The sequence below is a fragment of the Halobacillus sp. AWH4_228 genome (genome assembly GCF_056158365.1).
The window spans coordinates 257,236-273,654 of record NZ_JBSWTE010000001.1 but is presented as its reverse complement, the minus strand read 5'-3'; the positions used below and the strand labels follow the sequence as shown (position 1 = coordinate 273,654).

Genomic DNA, 16,419 nt, shown 5'->3' with positions numbered 1-16,419 from the left:
TTGTTTCACATTCAAATCAGGAGAAGATGCCGTATTCGGTAATTTCCACATCGACGGTGAACTGGATATCCATATCCGGATAAAGATCCTCCCACCGTTTTTCATCAAAGTGTCTCGTTCTCGTTTTAGCAAAATGACCGAGACCAAGCGGATCAATGCCTTCCTTCTTGAACAATTCGATCATCTCCCCGGCATTCGTCTTGAAATACTCCACAAATGCATCTTCCATTTCTTTTGCAAGCTTCGGCGACGGCTTTTCCTCCACCCCGACCATTTCATTCACTTCCGATTCCAATTTCACGTGGATGTCCACACCGGGGTTTTCCGGCGTGCCCGTCAGTTTGTAATCCACTGTCGAACCGATATTATCCAGCATGATGGTTCCATTTTGAAAAGGGAGGTCCTGCATTCCCCTCGCGAAATTCTCTTTCATCATTTTGAATGTAAAGACTTTCGCATCCGAGAGCGTGGTTACGACTTTTCCCTTATCGAAAAAAGCAATGCCGGAGACTTCTACAAACGTCTCCTTTTTCGACAAAATCGGGAGATAGGGATCCATACCAATCGCAAAGTAGGCATATAAAAATTCGTGCAGGCTTGTCGATGGAAAGTTGTGATGGACATTATTCTCAATCAATCCCTGCAGGTGCTTGGACGTTGTCTCATCCTGTGTGTATCCATTCTCAATCAAGTCCTGCGTCTGTCCATCCACAATACCGAGATACATGTTCCGGCTTAGACGGGCGTCCCTGCTCAGCACGTCTATGACGTCGGAAATGCCTTCCTGAGCCAGCTCCATGCTGTACAACGTGACTGCCAGTTTTCCGATGGAAATCGGTTTGGAGGATTGTTTCTGGATTTCCTTCTCCACATCCTTGATGGAGTTGGCATCAACGGTTAAGTAAAGCTCAGAGGCGGCGGTTTTCTTCTCACTTTTGCCGTACTGGGGGATGGATACAGTCCCTTTAATCCTTCCTTTATCGCCGCCTTTATCATAGCCGGATATTTGGACGATGGCATTTTCTTCAACGCTCTTGCTGGGCACACAACCTGTGAAAAGAAAGAAGCTGCTGATCAAAACCAGTACGTTCCACTTAATTTTCATATCGCTTCCTCACTTTGTCCGAGATCATTTTTAATAAAAGAAGAACCGGGATGTAAAGCAGAACGTAAAAACCGACCGTGCCGGCAAAATTGTTAATGGCGTTGATCGGGTCGCGGCCTGCAACTAAAGCGACGGGAAAGAACAGGGAGATACAGACAACTCTTAAAAAGTGAATCTGCTTCACAGGGAAGATTCTTTTCATTACACGCGTCGCCCCCCAGATGCCGATACAGATGTTGGGCAGGATCACATACAGCCACATCGCAATCCCTACATATTCAAAACGTTCGATAAAAGGAAATTCGACAATCTTCCATGTCGAAATCGTCCCCCATACGACCTGTTTCAACTGTTCCTCACTAAAATAGACAAACGTGACGAGGACACTGATGAAATAAAGCATCGTCGTGTAAAACACGGCAAAGTGGGCCCATTTTTTCGATTTAGCCGGGTTTTTGATAAAGGGATAGAAGATCAATAGAAATTCAAGGCCCAGAAAGCTGAGCGCACTCTGCTTTGCTGCGGCAAGAATCTGACCGGGGCTGTGGTTGATATTCGGATAGATGTTCATCGTGTGTCCTGCCTGAATCGGGAAAAATTTCAGCAGCAGAATCGGCAGCCCGATCACGACGCTGATGAGTGCAATCCCGGTAATCACCCGGAACCCACCGGAAACGATGTAGTAGACGAGACCGATCATGACAAAAGCAAAAATCCAGACCTGGAGCCCGGGGAACATCCACACCTTGATCACTTCAATAAACGTAATCATGACATCAAATGACAACAGCAGCGCGTAAGCCGCAAAGAGAAGACTTAGAAAACCGCCGATATATTTCCCGAACACCTGCTTATGGATATGGACGATATCTCCGCCTCCATTTTGAAGGAGACGGTACATCATCCATACGAGGATGTGCAGAAATACGCCTGCAGCCAGTACCGATATCCAGGCATCAAACCCGGCTTTTTCCACTAAGTACCGCTCAAACCCGAGAATTCCGATTCCCACCTGCATCGTAAAAATGATGAAAAAGACATAAAAGGGGCTCACCAGATAGTTTTCCGATATGTTCAATCCTTGGTTTTCATTTAATTTATTCATCAATATCCCTCTTTGCTTTCGCCCTGTCTTCATTCATACGCTTTGGGTCTTCGGATCTCATCAATACCGGACGGTCCACCTGTTTGGTAAAAGGCAGGCGGATAAAGGCATCTTTCAAATCTTTGAACCGGAGCGGATACAACGGTTCAAAAAATGGACGACCGATAGACTGGAGCTTGATCAAATGGCCGATAAAGAAAACCATACACATCGACACTCCGACGAGTCCCCAGAGCTGCGCACCCATTAAAAACGGAAAGCGGATCAGCCGGATCGTGTTACCAATTTGATAGACCGGCGTCGTAAAGGAAGCAAGGGCGCTCAGTGCGACGATGATCAGGAGTACATTACTCGTCAATCCGGCATCAACAGCTGCGGTACCGATTACGATACCACCTACGATACCGATGGTCTGCCCGATTTTCGTTGGAAGCCGTGCTCCCGCTTCCCGGAGGAGTTCAATCGTCAATTCAAGGATGATCACTTCAAGGATCGGCGGAAAAGGGATGTCGGACCTTGACGAAACAATGGTAGCCATCAACTCAGGGGGAATCATCTCGAAATGATACGTCAGAACAGCGACATATAAAGGTGTGCTGAGAACGGAAAAGATAACGGCAAATAAGCGGATCAGCCGGAACACGGAAGCCAGATGCCACGGTAGAAAGTAATCATCCGAGGCCCCGAAAAACTCGACGACCGTTGTCGGACACGTGAGGGCGTGAGGTGATCCATCGACTAAAATGGCTACTTTTCCTTCAACAAGGCTTGAGACGACCCTGTCCGGCCTTTCCGTATCAAGCAGCTGGGGAAAGGGAGAATGATTGTTATCAGCAATCATCTGTGTGACGAACGAGCTGTCGATCAACTGGTCATACTCGATATCCTGGAGTCTTTGAATGACGGTTTCAACGTTATCCTGATCCGCTATCCCGTCTACGTAAACGACAGCGGTCCGGGTGCTCGTCATTTTGCCCACCTGCAGTTCTTTCACGGTCAGCTGCGGAAGCGGCAGTCGTTTCCGGATCAGATTGATGTTGGTATTGATCGTTTCCACAAATGCTTCCTTCGGCCCGACAACACTGAATTCGACTTCCGGTATGCTCACATCTCTCGATTCCAAGGAAACCGCCGGAACGAGGAGCACCTGTTCCATAGAGGATTTCACTTGGATCATAATGTAACCGAACATCACTTTCGTCTGGATCACTTTCAGATCATCAGTAATCAGAACGTTCTCAACAGGAATCGTCTCTTTGATTTCCTTCAATCCGTGCAGGGCATGACTGTTCAACGTGGTGAGCACAGAACGGTTCAAAATTTTCGAATCGCTCATCGTCTTCAAGTAGGAAACGGTACATCGGGTCATTCCGTCGAGTTCAAATTGAATGAAATCCTCGGAATGACCCAGCACTTCAATAAATTCAGGCAGCGTGTCGCTCTGGTTATACGACGGCTTCTGCCCGCCCTGCTTTTTTTTGTTTTTCCGCATCCATTTCCACATGATGAGCTCCTTACGTTAAGTCTGACTTCTTCTCTCTTATCATCCGCACCTCGTAATAATTTATACTCAAGCGGACAGGATAAGGGGGATTAAGGAGGGCGCGACATGCTTTATGCCTATCTTTCCCCATTGTTTTTGATCGTCTGCATCTTTGTTTCGACCCTGTTTGTAGTCGACTGGCTCGCCAAAATGTTGATCTATGGATTTCTTGTGAATTTCATATTCCTACCATGGCTCCTTCTTTACCGCCATGAAGATAAAGATACGCAGGAGGGAAAACGCAATGCCGGAGAAGAAACTAACAGCCAATGAAATCGGGCTGCTGTGGACGCAGTACATCCAGAACAGTATGGCCGTCCCTGTACTCGAATACTTGAAAAATACATGTGAGGATGAGGAAGTAAAACCACTGATCCAGCTGTCGAGGGATCTGGCGGATAAGGGAATCGAAACGTGCAGGACATTTTTCCAGAAAGCCTGTCTCCCTGTCCCCAATGGATTTTCCCTCGACGATTTAAACCCGAGGGCGAAGAAATTGTTTACGGATGCCTTTATTTTGTCGTTTTTAGAGCATATGGGAAAAGTCGGACTAACGTCGGACGGCTACTCCCTCGGGGCTTCTGCGAATAGTGATGTCCGCGCTTTCTTTACCAATCGGATCGATCAGCAGGATAAACTCTACAATCTGAGCGTGCGCACGGCGCTTGAAAAAGGGATCTATACGAGAGCTCCTCAAATTGAAGTTCTGAATGAGACGGAATACATCGAAAGCAAAGCCTACTACCATCCGTTTCACAAGCGTTCCTTGAATACGATAGAAATCACCCATATTTATGAGAACGTCAAAAACAATGCCCTCGGGGAAGTGGTCTGTCAGGCCTTCGGGCAGACCAGCAAAAATAAAACCGTGAAAAAGTATATGAGACGCGGAAAACGCATCTCCATCGATCATCGGATCTGCCTTTCCAATATCCTTGAGAATTCTGGAATCACCGTTCCCATGACATCTGCGAGTTTATTGACTACGAGTACCGACCCGGTATTTTCCGACAGGCTCATGATGTATATGATCAGCGTCCTCATATCCGCCGGGCAGGGGAACTATGTCAACGGGGCAGCCGTAAGTCTGCGCTATGACATCGTCTATCACTATCACAAGCTCATGCTGGAAGCGGCCATCTACGGAAAAGACGGCTTGGATATTATGATTGAGAACGGCTGGTTTGAAGAGCCTCCGCAGGCACCGGACAGACAGAGACTCATCCAATAAACTCAGCGGAAGAGGAATAGACATGAAGGAAAAACGATTGGAAATTATACTATGGAGCATTGCGTTCCCGGGGTTCGGGCAGATCCTGAACGGACATTTTATCAAAGGGCTCTCCTTTATCATCATTGAAGTGATTTTGAACTACAACAGCCGCTTCAATATGGCCATCATACACAGCTTTCACGGAGATATCGCCAAAGCGGTCGATGTGACCCATTACCAGTGGCTTATGTTTTATCCGTGTATCTATATGTTTGCCGTATGGGATGCCTATGCCCATGCCGATGGAAAGGTTCCGGCCTATTCATTCCTTCCGTTTGCTTTTTCTGCCTACTTCGTCACGGTGGGATTGATTTTTTCATCCACTCTTCGCTTATTCGGCGTATTGATCGGACCGATCTGGCTGCCGATACTCTTCCTTATCCCAGGTATAGGAAGCGGCCTGATTCTGAGGAGACTGCTTCTCCGTTATGCTGATCATTCCTCCTGAATATGCCCCCGGCTTGTTTGAACATTCCATGATGGTGGAATGAGCACACTAAAACAAGTTGGAGGAGGAATTGAAATGAATCGACAAGAACGTCAGACACAAGGTCAGCCGGGTCAGGAGCAGGAGCGGCAGCCAGGTACAGAGGGAGCGATGAACCCATCTCCCCTCCAGGCGGATGACGATTACAAAAGCGGAAATAAGCTGCAGGGGAAAGTCGCATTGATCACAGGCGGCGACAGCGGCATCGGTCGTTCCGTCGCCATCGGTTATGCGAAAGAAGGCGCCGATGTAGCGATTTCCTACTTAGAAGAGCATGAAGATGCGGAATATACGAAGAAGCAGGTCGAAGCCGAAGGACGCCGGGCGATTTTGATTGCCGGGGACGTCGGCGAGGAGCCCGTCTGTCAGGAAGCAGTGGAAAGAACCGTGAAGGAACTCGGTCAGCTTGATATTCTTGTGAACAACGCAGCTGAACAGCATCCGACCGACGACCTGCTGAATATTTCAACGGAGCAGCTGGAGCGTACATTTAAAACGAATATCTATTCGGTCTTCCATATGACGAAAGCTGCCCTGCCTCATTTGAAGCAGGGAAGTTCCATCATCAATACAGCTTCCGTCAACCCTTATGTCGGAAACCCCGATCTTGTGGACTATACAGCTACGAAAGGCGCGGTCGTTGCGTTCACACGTTCAATGGCGAAACAGCTTGTCGATAAAGGCATCCGCGTCAATGGGATTGCGCCGGGGCCGATTTGGACACCACTCATTCCATCCACCTTTTCTGAGGATAAAGTGGAACAATTCGGTACCAACACCCCGATGGGACGCCCGGGACAGCCGGTGGAGCACGTCGGAAGCTATGTGCTGCTGGCCTCTGATGACTCTACGTATATCACCGGACAGTTTATCCATATCAACGGTGGCATGTTCACGTCCAGCTGAGGAGAGGAAGAGACCTATGCCGGAAGGACCGGAAATCCGCCGTGCTGCGGATCAAGTAGAAAAAGCACTCAAAGGTCGGGCTGTGCTCGACCTTTTTTTCGCCTTTGAGCGATTACAGGAGTATGAGGAGATTTTACAGGGGGATGTCGTTGAAAAAGTGGATACGAAGGGAAAAGCGATGCTCATCCGCTTTCAAAGGGGCTACACGATTTATTCGCACAATCAGCTGTACGGCAAATGGATGATCCGGAACGCCTATAACTATCCGGACACCAACCGCCAGCTCCGCCTTGCGCTGCACAATGAAAAAAAGTCCGCCCTGCTATACAGTTCCTCGGATATTGAAGTGCTCCGCACAGAGGAGGCAGAGGAACACCCGTTTATCCGGAAGACTGGGCCGGACCTGCTCAGTGAACCGGTAACAGCAGAAGATCTGTTCGAACGCTTCATCAGCAGAAGATTCCGGAACCGCAAATGGACGTCCCTGCTGCTCGATCAATCATTTATCGCTGGAATCGGCAACTATCTGCGCAGTGAAATCCTATTCAAGGCCGGCATCTCCCCTTCCGCCCGCCCATCTGATTGTTCAGAGGAACAGCTTCGGAAAGCCGCCGAAGCGTCGATCGACCTGACATGGCAGTCGTACCGCCATAAAGGCATCACGAATGATCTTGAACTGGCCGGTCAGTTGAAAAAACAGGGCATCAAGCGCCGGGACTACCGTCACTGGGTGTTCAACCGGGCAGGTAAGTCCTGTCGGATCGATGGCACAGAAATCGAAAAGATCCAGGCGGCTTCCAGAAGGCTCTATTACTGTCCGACGTGTCAAAAACACCCGGAACGCTAGCGGAAAAAGATATGCTCGGCATGAATGCCCTCCTCCCCAAGGGTAAGAATACCAAAAGAATAGAAAGGCAGCCGGCGTTTGTCCGTAATGGATCCCGGATTGAACAGCAGTGTCTTTTTAAAGTAACGGAGAACAGGGATGTGGGAATGGCCGTAAATAATAAGGTCCGGGGGATGTTCCTGAAAAGCTTCCACCGCCCGCTTTTCCGTCGTTTTCTTATCCCCGTGTCCGTGGACGACGCCGATGGAATACCCGGCCCACGTTACGAGCTGTCGTTCGGGCACGATCTCTTTCATGTCTTCACCATCAACGTTACCGTACACCCCTGTGACAGGAGCAAAGCGGCTCAGTTCTTCAAAAACGTCCGGCGTCTGCCAGTCGCCGGCATGAATGATCTGGTCCGCTTCTTGTAACGCAGTCACCAGACGATCAGGCAGACGGGACGCTTTTTTCGGCATATGTGTATCAGACAGCACGACAATCTTCATATAGAGCCCTCCTAAAAAAAGCCACCCTATCGGTCTATGATAGAGTGGCTTGCTGTTATTGAATCGGTGTTTTATTCGGTGTGCCCGCTTTACGCGGGTATTTTTTCGGTGTCTTCCGCCGTTTTTCAACGATGGCAATGTTCCGTTCACTGCCCTCTTCCGGAAGCTCGAACGTGTAGATATCCTTCACTTCGCCTCCGACCGTTTGAATAGCGATCTCGGCCTCTTCCATTTCGTCTCTCAGGTTCGGTCCCTTCATAGCCATGAAGCGGCCGCCCTTCTGCGTTAACGGCAGACAAAGCTCACTGAGGACGGACATCCGGGCGACGGCACGGGCCATCACCAGGTCATAGCTTTCCCGAAAGCCCGTGTTTTTCCCGAAGTTTTCGGCACGATCATGGTAAAAAGCGACATCATCCAGCCCCAATTCGTGGGCTAAGTGATTCAGGAACGTGATCCGTTTCTTCAACGAATCGACAATGGTCACCTTCAGATGCGGAAAGACGATTTTCAGCGGCAGACTAGGGAAACCAGCCCCCGCTCCGACATCACAGATACGGAGGGGTTCGGAAAAATCATAGTAAAAAGCCGCTGTCAAAGAATCATAAAAGTGTTTCAAATACACGCCTTCCTGATCGGTGATGGCGGTCAGGTTCATTTTTTCGTTCCACTCGACGAGAATTTCGAAATAACGCTGAAACTGGTGCTGCTGCTGTTCATTTAGTTCAATGCCTTGTTCTTTTAAAGCGTTCAGAAAGGTGTTCGTATCCATAAACCCATCCTTTCGAGTTATTCTCCAGACACACGAGCGATTCTGCCCTGCTCAATATACACAAGCAGGATGGAAACATCCGCCGGGTTCACACCGGATACACGGGAAGCCTGTCCGACAGAAAGTGGACGGACCGCTTTCAGACGGTCACGCGCTTCTGAAGCCAGACCGTGGATGGCATCGTAATCGATGTTCTCTGGAATTTTTTTCGTTTCCATTTTCTTCATACGGTCAATCTGCTCGATCGCCTTCTTGATATAACCGTTATATTTCGTTTGGATTTCAACCTGCTCTTTGACATCATCCGGCAGTTGAACCTCACTGGCACTTAAGCGCTCAATGTGGCTGTAATTCATTTCCGGACGTTTCAAGAGATCTACCGCGCGGATGGCGTCTTTCAGTTTCGAGCCTCCCGCTTCTTCGATGACGGCCTGTACCTCATCGGTTTCCTTCAAAATCACTTTATCGAGACGTTTTTTCTCGTCTTCGATCAAACGCTGTTTCTCAAGGAAACGGTTGTAGCGGTCCTCAGGAATCAACCCGAGCTGATACCCGATTTCGGTCAGGCGGAGATCCGCATTATCATGACGCAGCATGAGACGGAATTCCGCACGGGACGTCAAAAGACGATACGGCTCGCCGGTTCCTTTTGTGACAAGGTCATCAATCATGACACCGATATAGCCCTGGGAACGGTCAAGAATCAGTGTCTCAAGATCAAGCGCTTTGGCAGCGGCGTTGATTCCCGCCATCAGCCCCTGCCCCGCGGCTTCTTCATAGCCGGACGTTCCGTTCAGCTGACCAGCTGTGAAAAGACCATCAATTTTCTTCGTTTCAAGTGTCGGCCACAGCTGTGTAGGGACGATGGAGTCATACTCGATCGCATAGCCGGCCCGCATGATTTCAGCGTTTTCCAGTCCCGGTACTGTCCGCATCATTTCGTTCTGGACGTATTCAGGCAGGGATGTCGACAAGCCCTGGACGTACACTTCCTCCGTGTCACGACCTTCCGGCTCAAGGAAAATCTGGTGCCGCGGCTTATCATTGAAGCGGACGATTTTATCTTCGATGGACGGGCAGTAGCGCGGCCCTGTCCCTTTGATCGCCCCGGAGTACATCGCTGAGAGACCGAGGTTATCATTGATGATTTTGTGCGTGTCTTCATTCGTATACGTCAGCCAGCAAGGGATCTGATCGGTAATGAATTCGGTCGTTTCATAGGAAAAGGAGCGCGGCTCTTCTTCCCCCGGCTGGATTTCCGTTTTGGAATAATCAATGGTATGGCTGTTGACGCGCATCGGTGTTCCAGTCTTGAAGCGGACCATCTCAATGCCCATCTCTTCCAGCTGTTCGGAAAGAGAAACGGTGGAACGCTGGTTGTTCGGTCCACTTTCATAGGATATGTCACCGATGATGACGCGTCCGCGCATGAAGGTTCCTGTCGTTACGATAACCGTCGGCGCATAGTACGCTGCCTTCGTTTCTGTGACAACACCTTTTATCTGATCGTCCTCGACAAGCAGCTGCTTCACCATCGCCTGGCGCAGCGTCAGATTTTCCTGATTTTCAAGCACACGCTTCATTTCCTTGATATAAAGCGGCTTATCCGCCTGGGCACGCAGCGCACGCACAGCCGGACCTTTTCTCGTGTTCAATAGACGCATCTGGATGTGGGTCTTATCAATCACCTTACCCATTGCGCCTCCTAATGCATCAATTTCCCGGACGACGATCCCCTTAGCCGGACCCCCGATGGACGGGTTACACGGCATAAAGGCGACAAGGTCGAGGTTCAGGGTCAGCATCAATGTCTTCGCCCCGCGGCGCGCTGCGGCAAGTCCTGCCTCTACGCCCGCGTGACCGGCACCAATTACTATTACATCATAATGCCCTGCATCATATGTCATTTGGATGTCTCTCCTTTAAATAGTTGTTCCAAAATCACTCTATATTTACGAACCAACACTTATTTACCTAAACAGAACTGGGAGAACAGTTGATCAATCAGGCTGTCATGCACCGACTCACCGACGATTTCCCCGAGAATTTCCCACGTACGAGTCACATCGATTTGAACGACATCCAGAGGGACGCCCATTGCCATCCCGTTCTGTGCGTCTTCAAGCGCCTGCTTGGCCTGCTTCAGCAGCTGCACGTGGCGGACATTGGAGACATACGTCATATCACCGGCATCAAGATCTCCTTCAAAGAAGGTCTCGCCGATTGCCTGCTCAAGCTGATCGATGCCTTCTTCGCGAATCAGCGCCGTCGTAATGACCGGCTGATCGTTCGCGAGCTCCTTCACACGATCAAGATCGAGCTTTTTCTCAAGATCGGTTTTGTTCACGATGACGATCACATTCATGTCGCTGATTGCTTCAAACAACTTCTCATCTTCCTCGGTCAGTTCATCGCCATAGTTTAACACAAGCAGGATCAAATCGGCTTCCTTCAGCACTTGACGGGAGCGCTCCACGCCAATCCGTTCGACGATATCTTCCGTTTCCCTGATCCCCGCCGTATCGATCAGCCGCAGAGGCACCCCGCGGACATTGACATACTCTTCGATGACATCCCGCGTCGTCCCCGGGATTTCCGTTACGATGGCTTTGTTTTCATGAACAAGAGCGTTCATCAATGAGGACTTCCCGACGTTCGGACGACCGATAATCGCAGTCCCGAGACCTTCCCGCAGGATCTTGCCCTGCTTGGCCGTCTCTAAGATCCGCTCGACTTCCTCGTGCACTTCCTTCGTTTTCTGCTCCATCATGTCATGGGACATTTCTTCGACATCATCGTACTCCGGATAATCGATGTTCACTTCGACGTGTGCAAGCGTCTCTAAAAGCTTCTGACGCAGATTGTGAATCAGATTGGACAGGCGTCCATCCATCTGCTTCAGCGCAACATCCATCGCCCGGTCTGTCTTGGCACGGATCAGATCCATAACCGCTTCGGCCTGGGAAAGATCGATCCGCCCGTTCATAAACGCACGCTTCGTGAATTCCCCCGGTTCAGCAAGACGGGATCCCGCAGCCAGTGCGATTTCAAGCACCCGGTTCACAGACACGAGTCCACCGTGGCAGTTGATCTCAACGATGTCTTCTCTCGTAAATGTTTTCGGGGCACGCATGACAGAAACCATCACTTCCTCTGCCATTTCACCGGTTTCCGGATCGATGATCTTTCCGTAATGCATCGTATGGGAATCAACGTTGTTCAAATCCTTCCCTTGAAAAAGACCGGCGGCTGTCGAAACAGCCTGGGGACCGCTCAAACGGACGATGGCAATGGCTCCTTCCCCCACCGGGGTGGAAATCGCCGCTATTGTATCTGTTTCCATACGTTTTCACCTCCTGGAATGATTGGTTATCTATAGTTATCCGAAATATTTTTCACTAGTCACTAACATACTACCTTACCACACACCCGTGTGTTTTGAAAAGATATGCGGACCGAAATCCGCATCAGGCGGTTATCCACATGTGCATAACCTGCCATCTATCATCTTTTCCCCGCAAGAGGTCTCCAATACCCCTTGTGGACAACCGTACAGCCAAAAAAATACTCCTGCCGGCTTTTCGGGCAGAAGTATTTGTTGAAATCAGCGTGGGTGAATGACGACATGCCGGCGCGGATCGTTTCCGTCCGACGATGTTTTCACCTGGTCATGCTGCTGCAAAGCATTGTGAATGATTTTTCTTTCATAGGAAGGCATCGGCTCAAGCCGTACGTCCCGGTTCGTCCGGACTGCTTTATCTGCCAGCCGTCCAGCCAGGTTCTCAAGTGTTTCTTTCCGACGGCTTCGATACCCCTCTGCATCAAGCATAACGGTATAAAAAACGTCAGATTCACGGTTGACGACGAGCTGAGCCAGATATTGAAGTGAATTCAATGTCTGACCACGCTTACCGATCAGGACAGCGATCTGTTCTCCCTCCAGGTTGAGGAAGATATCCCGCTGCCGCACTTCTGAATGGACCTGAACAGGAGCTCCCATTTGTTCTGCTACTTCATAGATGAATGTTTCAGCATCCTGCAGAGGATTTTTCTTGATGGCTACTTTGACAATCGCTGGTTTGGAACCAAACCCAAGAAATCCTTTTTTACCTTCATCAATGATATCAATGGTGACTTGATCTTTTGATGTCTGTAATTGTTCTAATGCAGATTGGACCGCTTCATCAATGGATGGACCCGTAGCAGTTAATTGTTTCACTCACTTGCTCCTCCCGTCGCATCTTTCATCATTGGTTTACGGATGAATACCGTCTGCAGAATCATAACGATGTTACCGACGATCCAGTACAGGGCAAGGGCAGATGGGAAGAAGAATGCGAATGTACCAATCATCAGCGGCATCACATAAAGCATCATCTGCATCTGCGGGTTCTGCGCTGCTGCGCCGCCCGCCATCATTAGTTTTTGCTGCAGGAAGGTCGTTCCAGCTGTCAAAATGGCCAGGAATGGATCGGATGAACCGAGTTCCAGCCATAGGAAGTTATGCGTCTGAATCTCCGAAGTTCTCATAATGGCATGATAGAATCCGATCAAAATCGGCATCTGCACGATAATTGGCAGACAGCCCGCCAGCGGGTTCACGCCGTGCTTTTGGAACAGCTGCATCGTCTCCTGCTGGAGCTTCTGCTGTGTCTGGGCATCCTTGGATGAATATTGTTCACGAAGACTCTGTAATTCCGGTTGAATATCCTGCATCGCTTTGGAGCTTTTCAACTGCTTAACGTTCAACGGAAGCAGAACCAATCGAATGATAATCGTTACAACAATGATCGACAATCCATAGCTGCCACTGAAAAGGTCCGCAAAAAATAGTAGGGTTTGAGACAATGGCCATACGATATACTCGTTCCAAAAACCTGTGCTATCCGAGTTGATTTCCTGGTTTACCTGCGTACACCCGGATAGGAACGTAAGCACGCCCGCCATGGCAAGCAGTGCTATCATTTTATTACGCAACGTTCCTTCCTCCTTAAATGACTCTTCACTTTTTCTTCTATCAAAACGATCGTACTACGACAATCATAAGTTTAGCATTAATGACTGTCCTTTTTCTATAACGATTACGTGCGAATTTTCTTATTTAGAAGCTTGGACCTCATAAGTACATGGGTCAGGCTTTTCTTTATTTCATGAAAATCCATCTGGCTGGCCGGCTTACGTGCAATGACCACCAGATCATAGTGAGGATGGATATCGTCTTCCAGCTCATGAAAGGCCTGGCGCAGGTAGCGCTTAATCTGGTTGCGCTTGACCGCATGTCCCAGCTTCTTGCTGACGGAAAGACCAATGCGGAAATGCGTCTGCTCTTTTTTCTTCATGTAGTAGATCACCAGCTGCCGGTTGGCGAAAGACTGGCCGCCTTGAAAGACCTTCTGAAATTCCTCGTTTTTCTTAATTCGATTTACTTTCTTCATCGAACACCCTCCAGATGAGTGAACATAGAGGGAGATACTGCCCTCACATTCCGATCAATCCCGTTAAAACGTTCTCAAATTATCCTTAAAATAAAAGCGGGACGTTCGATCCGCCCCACTTTCGACTTTCCCTATTCTGAAAAAAAGACCACTGATAGTTTTCAGTGGCCTATGCGGATAGAACTTTTCTTCCTTTACGACGACGGCGTGCAAGAACTTTACGTCCATTTGCAGAGCTCATGCGTGAACGGAAGCCGTGTACTTTTTTACGCTTACGATTATTTGGTTGAAACGTGCGTTTACTCATTATATATACACCTCCTGGGCAATAATCCAATAAAACAATTAAAAGGCAGTCTTGAACAGTATAATAAAATGACCCCTGAATTGTCAACTCGATTTTCAATCTTCCTTTTTTCGATTCTGCACGACGTTATATAACAGGCTGTAGTATAACACATCAAAAATACCCCCGGCAGCGATCTTCATTCCTTTCACATGACGAACATTCACAGCCATTGTGTATAATTTTTCAGCGGTTTTTGACTGTCCACAACAAATATCGACAAGAAAATCACAAAATCCAGTGCTGTGGATGAAAGTTTTCTACAAGCCCTTGATATTGTGGATAAGTTACGCCGACCCATTGCAAGCCGTGTTTTTATCTGGTATCATATTTGTGTTTAACAGCGATTGACTTCAAAACAGTTGAGATCTTTTCCACAGACTGTGGATAACATGTGGACATTTATTAACAGACCTGTTCATGCAGTTATACACAAGCGTGTGGACAATGAAAATAACTCTCTGGAAGTCTAGTAAAATCAACATTCAAACATCCACACCCGTGCAGCACTGATGAGGATGTACAACCTTATACAAACCTTATACGAGCGCCTTTCGATCCTTTTGCTACGTTCGAAAAAGAGAACGAAAGGTGTTTTTGTTTTCCAATGAAACAGAGAGGGGTGAAACAATTTGGAGAACATCCACGAACTATGGAACAATACGCTGGACCATATAAAAGAAAAAATAAGCAAGCCCAGCTTTGAAACATGGCTTAAAGCGACAAAAGCCGACTCCCTTAGTGAAAATACGCTGACAATCGTCGCTCCAAACGAATTCGCCAGAGACTGGCTTGAAAACCAATACGAAAGCTTGATTACAGAAACATTATATGAGGTAACGGGGGCCGAACTGGAAACAAAGTTCATCATTCCAGAGTCCAAGGACGATGCCCTGGAGGACGTGAAGCTGTCTTCCAAAAAGGTTCCGAATGTAAAAAATAACGGAAATGAAGAATCGCCTCAGAGCATGCTCAATTCCAAATATACCTTTGATACATTCGTCATCGGATCCGGCAACCGCTTCGCCCATGCAGCCTCACTGGCTGTAGCCGAAGCACCGGCAAAAGCCTATAACCCGCTGTTCATCTACGGAGGGGTCGGGCTTGGGAAAACACACCTGATGCACGCCATCGGCCATTATGTGCTTGATCATAATCCGAATGCCAAAGTCGTTTATCTGTCCTCGGAAAAATTCACGAACGAATTTATCAACTCGATCCGGGACAACAAGGCCGTCAATTTCAGAAATAAATACCGCAGCGTTGATGTCCTTCTTATTGATGACATCCAGTTCCTCGCAGGCAAAGAGCAGACACAGGAGGAATTCTTCCATACATTTAATACGCTCCACGAGGAAAGCAAGCAGATCGTCATCTCCAGTGATCGTCCGCCGAAAGAGATCCCGACCCTGGAAGATCGTCTGCGTTCCCGGTTCGAATGGGGATTGATCACAGACATTACACCGCCGGACCTGGAAACAAGAATTGCGATTTTGAGGAAAAAAGCGAAGGCAGAAGGGTTGGATATCCCGAACGAAGTCATGCTTTACATCGCCAACCAGATCGACACCAACATCCGTGAACTGGAAGGCGCCTTGATTCGTGTCGTTGCCTACTCTTCCTTGATCAACAGCGATATCAATGCCTCTCTGGCAGCTGAAGCGCTGAAGGATATTATTCCAAGCTCCAAGCCGAAGGTGATTACGATTGAAGCCATTCAGGAGATGGTCGGAGAAAAATATAATGTGAGGCTGGAAGATTTCCCTGCTAAAAAGCGGACGAAATCCGTAGCCTTCCCCCGTCAGATCGCTATGTATTTATCAAGAGAACTGACCGACTTCTCTCTGCCGAAGATTGGGGAAGAGTTCGGCGGCCGGGATCATACCACCGTCATTCATGCTCATGAAAAAATCTCAAAAATGGTCGCGGATGATCAGCAGCTCCAAAAAGAGCTCGATGAAATCAAAGAGCAGCTTAAATCCCACTAGTGGATAATGTGGACAGTAGTTGCAGGTTCATCAACAACCTATCCACATGTGTATAACAAGCCATATAAAGGCTTTGATAAGGTTATCCACAATTCCACAGCCCATACTAGTACTATTACGACCT

The 16,419-nt window shown here is 48.5% G+C and carries 17 protein-coding genes; 6 read left to right on the top strand and 11 right to left on the bottom strand.

The window, feature by feature from the left end; genetic code table 11:
• Positions 1-16 precede the first annotated feature (16 nt).
• Genes ACXADP_RS01505 through ACXADP_RS01495 form a run of 3 tightly spaced genes read right to left on the bottom strand, consistent with a single transcriptional unit; the run spans position 17 to position 3,714 of the window.
• Positions 17-1,105, bottom strand: a complete 1,089-nt coding sequence (locus ACXADP_RS01505; RefSeq protein ID WP_474970144.1) for a Ger(x)C family spore germination protein — start codon at positions 1,103-1,105, stop codon at positions 17-19.
• Positions 1,095-2,210, bottom strand: coding sequence for a GerAB/ArcD/ProY family transporter (locus ACXADP_RS01500; RefSeq protein WP_474970145.1), 1,116 nt, complete (start codon positions 2,208-2,210; stop codon positions 1,095-1,097). The genes ACXADP_RS01505 and ACXADP_RS01500 overlap by 11 nt, the downstream gene beginning before the upstream one ends.
• Complete coding sequence (locus ACXADP_RS01495; protein WP_474970146.1) at positions 2,203-3,714, bottom strand: spore germination protein; 1,512 nt, start codon at positions 3,712-3,714, stop codon at positions 2,203-2,205. The genes ACXADP_RS01500 and ACXADP_RS01495 overlap by 8 nt, the downstream gene beginning before the upstream one ends.
• Before the next feature lie 105 nt (positions 3,715-3,819).
• On the opposite strand from ACXADP_RS01495, the gene ACXADP_RS01490 reads away from it, so the two are divergent.
• From ACXADP_RS01490 to nei, 5 genes are all read left to right on the top strand, one after another.
• A complete protein-coding gene (locus tag ACXADP_RS01490; protein ID WP_474970147.1) occupies positions 3,820-4,026 on the top strand; it encodes a hypothetical protein in 207 nt (68 codons plus the stop codon).
• Entirely contained in the window at positions 3,998-4,984 is a 987-nt protein-coding gene (locus tag ACXADP_RS01485; RefSeq protein WP_474970148.1) for a DUF3231 family protein, read from the top strand. Before ACXADP_RS01490 ends, ACXADP_RS01485 begins: the two co-directional genes overlap by 29 nt.
• A gap of 22 nt (positions 4,985-5,006) precedes the next feature.
• Positions 5,007-5,474 carry a hypothetical protein gene (locus ACXADP_RS01480; protein ID WP_474970149.1) on the top strand — a complete coding sequence of 156 codons (468 nt, stop codon included), beginning with the start codon at positions 5,007-5,009 and terminating at the stop codon, positions 5,472-5,474.
• 75 nt (positions 5,475-5,549) lie between these two features.
• Complete coding sequence (locus tag ACXADP_RS01475; RefSeq protein ID WP_474970636.1) at positions 5,550-6,419, top strand: SDR family oxidoreductase; 870 nt, start codon at positions 5,550-5,552, stop codon at positions 6,417-6,419.
• Positions 6,420-6,435: 16 nt separating this feature from the next.
• Positions 6,436-7,266: an endonuclease VIII gene (gene nei / locus ACXADP_RS01470; RefSeq protein ID WP_474970635.1), complete on the top strand. Its 831-nt coding sequence runs from the start codon at positions 6,436-6,438 to the stop codon at positions 7,264-7,266.
• Here nei and ACXADP_RS01465 read toward each other — a convergent pair.
• The 8 genes from ACXADP_RS01465 to rpmH form a co-directional block, all read right to left on the bottom strand.
• Positions 7,263-7,754: a metallophosphoesterase family protein gene (locus tag ACXADP_RS01465; protein WP_474970634.1), complete on the bottom strand. Its 492-nt coding sequence runs from the start codon at positions 7,752-7,754 to the stop codon at positions 7,263-7,265. The two genes, nei and ACXADP_RS01465, sit on opposite strands and share 4 nt — an antisense overlap.
• A gap of 55 nt (positions 7,755-7,809) precedes the next feature.
• Positions 7,810-8,526, bottom strand: a complete 717-nt coding sequence (gene rsmG / locus ACXADP_RS01460) for a 16S rRNA (guanine(527)-N(7))-methyltransferase RsmG (RefSeq protein ID WP_474970153.1) — start codon at positions 8,524-8,526, stop codon at positions 7,810-7,812.
• 17 nt (positions 8,527-8,543) lie between these two features.
• Complete coding sequence (gene mnmG / locus ACXADP_RS01455; RefSeq protein WP_474970633.1) at positions 8,544-10,433, bottom strand: tRNA uridine-5-carboxymethylaminomethyl(34) synthesis enzyme MnmG; 1,890 nt, start codon at positions 10,431-10,433, stop codon at positions 8,544-8,546.
• Positions 10,434-10,492: 59 nt separating this feature from the next.
• Positions 10,493-11,869: a tRNA uridine-5-carboxymethylaminomethyl(34) synthesis GTPase MnmE gene (gene mnmE, locus ACXADP_RS01450; RefSeq protein ID WP_474970155.1), complete on the bottom strand. Its 1,377-nt coding sequence runs from the start codon at positions 11,867-11,869 to the stop codon at positions 10,493-10,495.
• A 261-nt stretch (positions 11,870-12,130) separates the two neighbouring features.
• Positions 12,131-12,745 carry an RNA-binding cell elongation regulator Jag/EloR gene (gene jag / locus ACXADP_RS01445; RefSeq protein ID WP_474970156.1) on the bottom strand — a complete coding sequence of 205 codons (615 nt, stop codon included), beginning with the start codon at positions 12,743-12,745 and terminating at the stop codon, positions 12,131-12,133.
• A complete protein-coding gene (spoIIIJ, locus tag ACXADP_RS01440) occupies positions 12,742-13,503 on the bottom strand; it encodes a YidC family membrane integrase SpoIIIJ (protein ID WP_474970157.1) in 762 nt (253 codons plus the stop codon). The genes jag and spoIIIJ overlap by 4 nt, the downstream gene beginning before the upstream one ends.
• Positions 13,504-13,607: 104 nt before the next feature.
• Positions 13,608-13,961, bottom strand: coding sequence for a ribonuclease P protein component (gene rnpA, locus ACXADP_RS01435; protein ID WP_027955860.1), 354 nt, complete (start codon positions 13,959-13,961; stop codon positions 13,608-13,610).
• Between the two features lie 169 nt (positions 13,962-14,130).
• Positions 14,131-14,268: a 50S ribosomal protein L34 gene (rpmH, locus tag ACXADP_RS01430; RefSeq protein WP_084163166.1), complete on the bottom strand. Its 138-nt coding sequence runs from the start codon at positions 14,266-14,268 to the stop codon at positions 14,131-14,133.
• A 671-nt stretch (positions 14,269-14,939) separates the two neighbouring features.
• Here rpmH and dnaA point away from each other — a divergent pair.
• Entirely contained in the window at positions 14,940-16,295 is a 1,356-nt protein-coding gene (gene dnaA / locus ACXADP_RS01425) for a chromosomal replication initiator protein DnaA (protein WP_027955859.1), read from the top strand.
• The last annotated feature ends 124 nt before the right edge of the window (positions 16,296-16,419 follow it).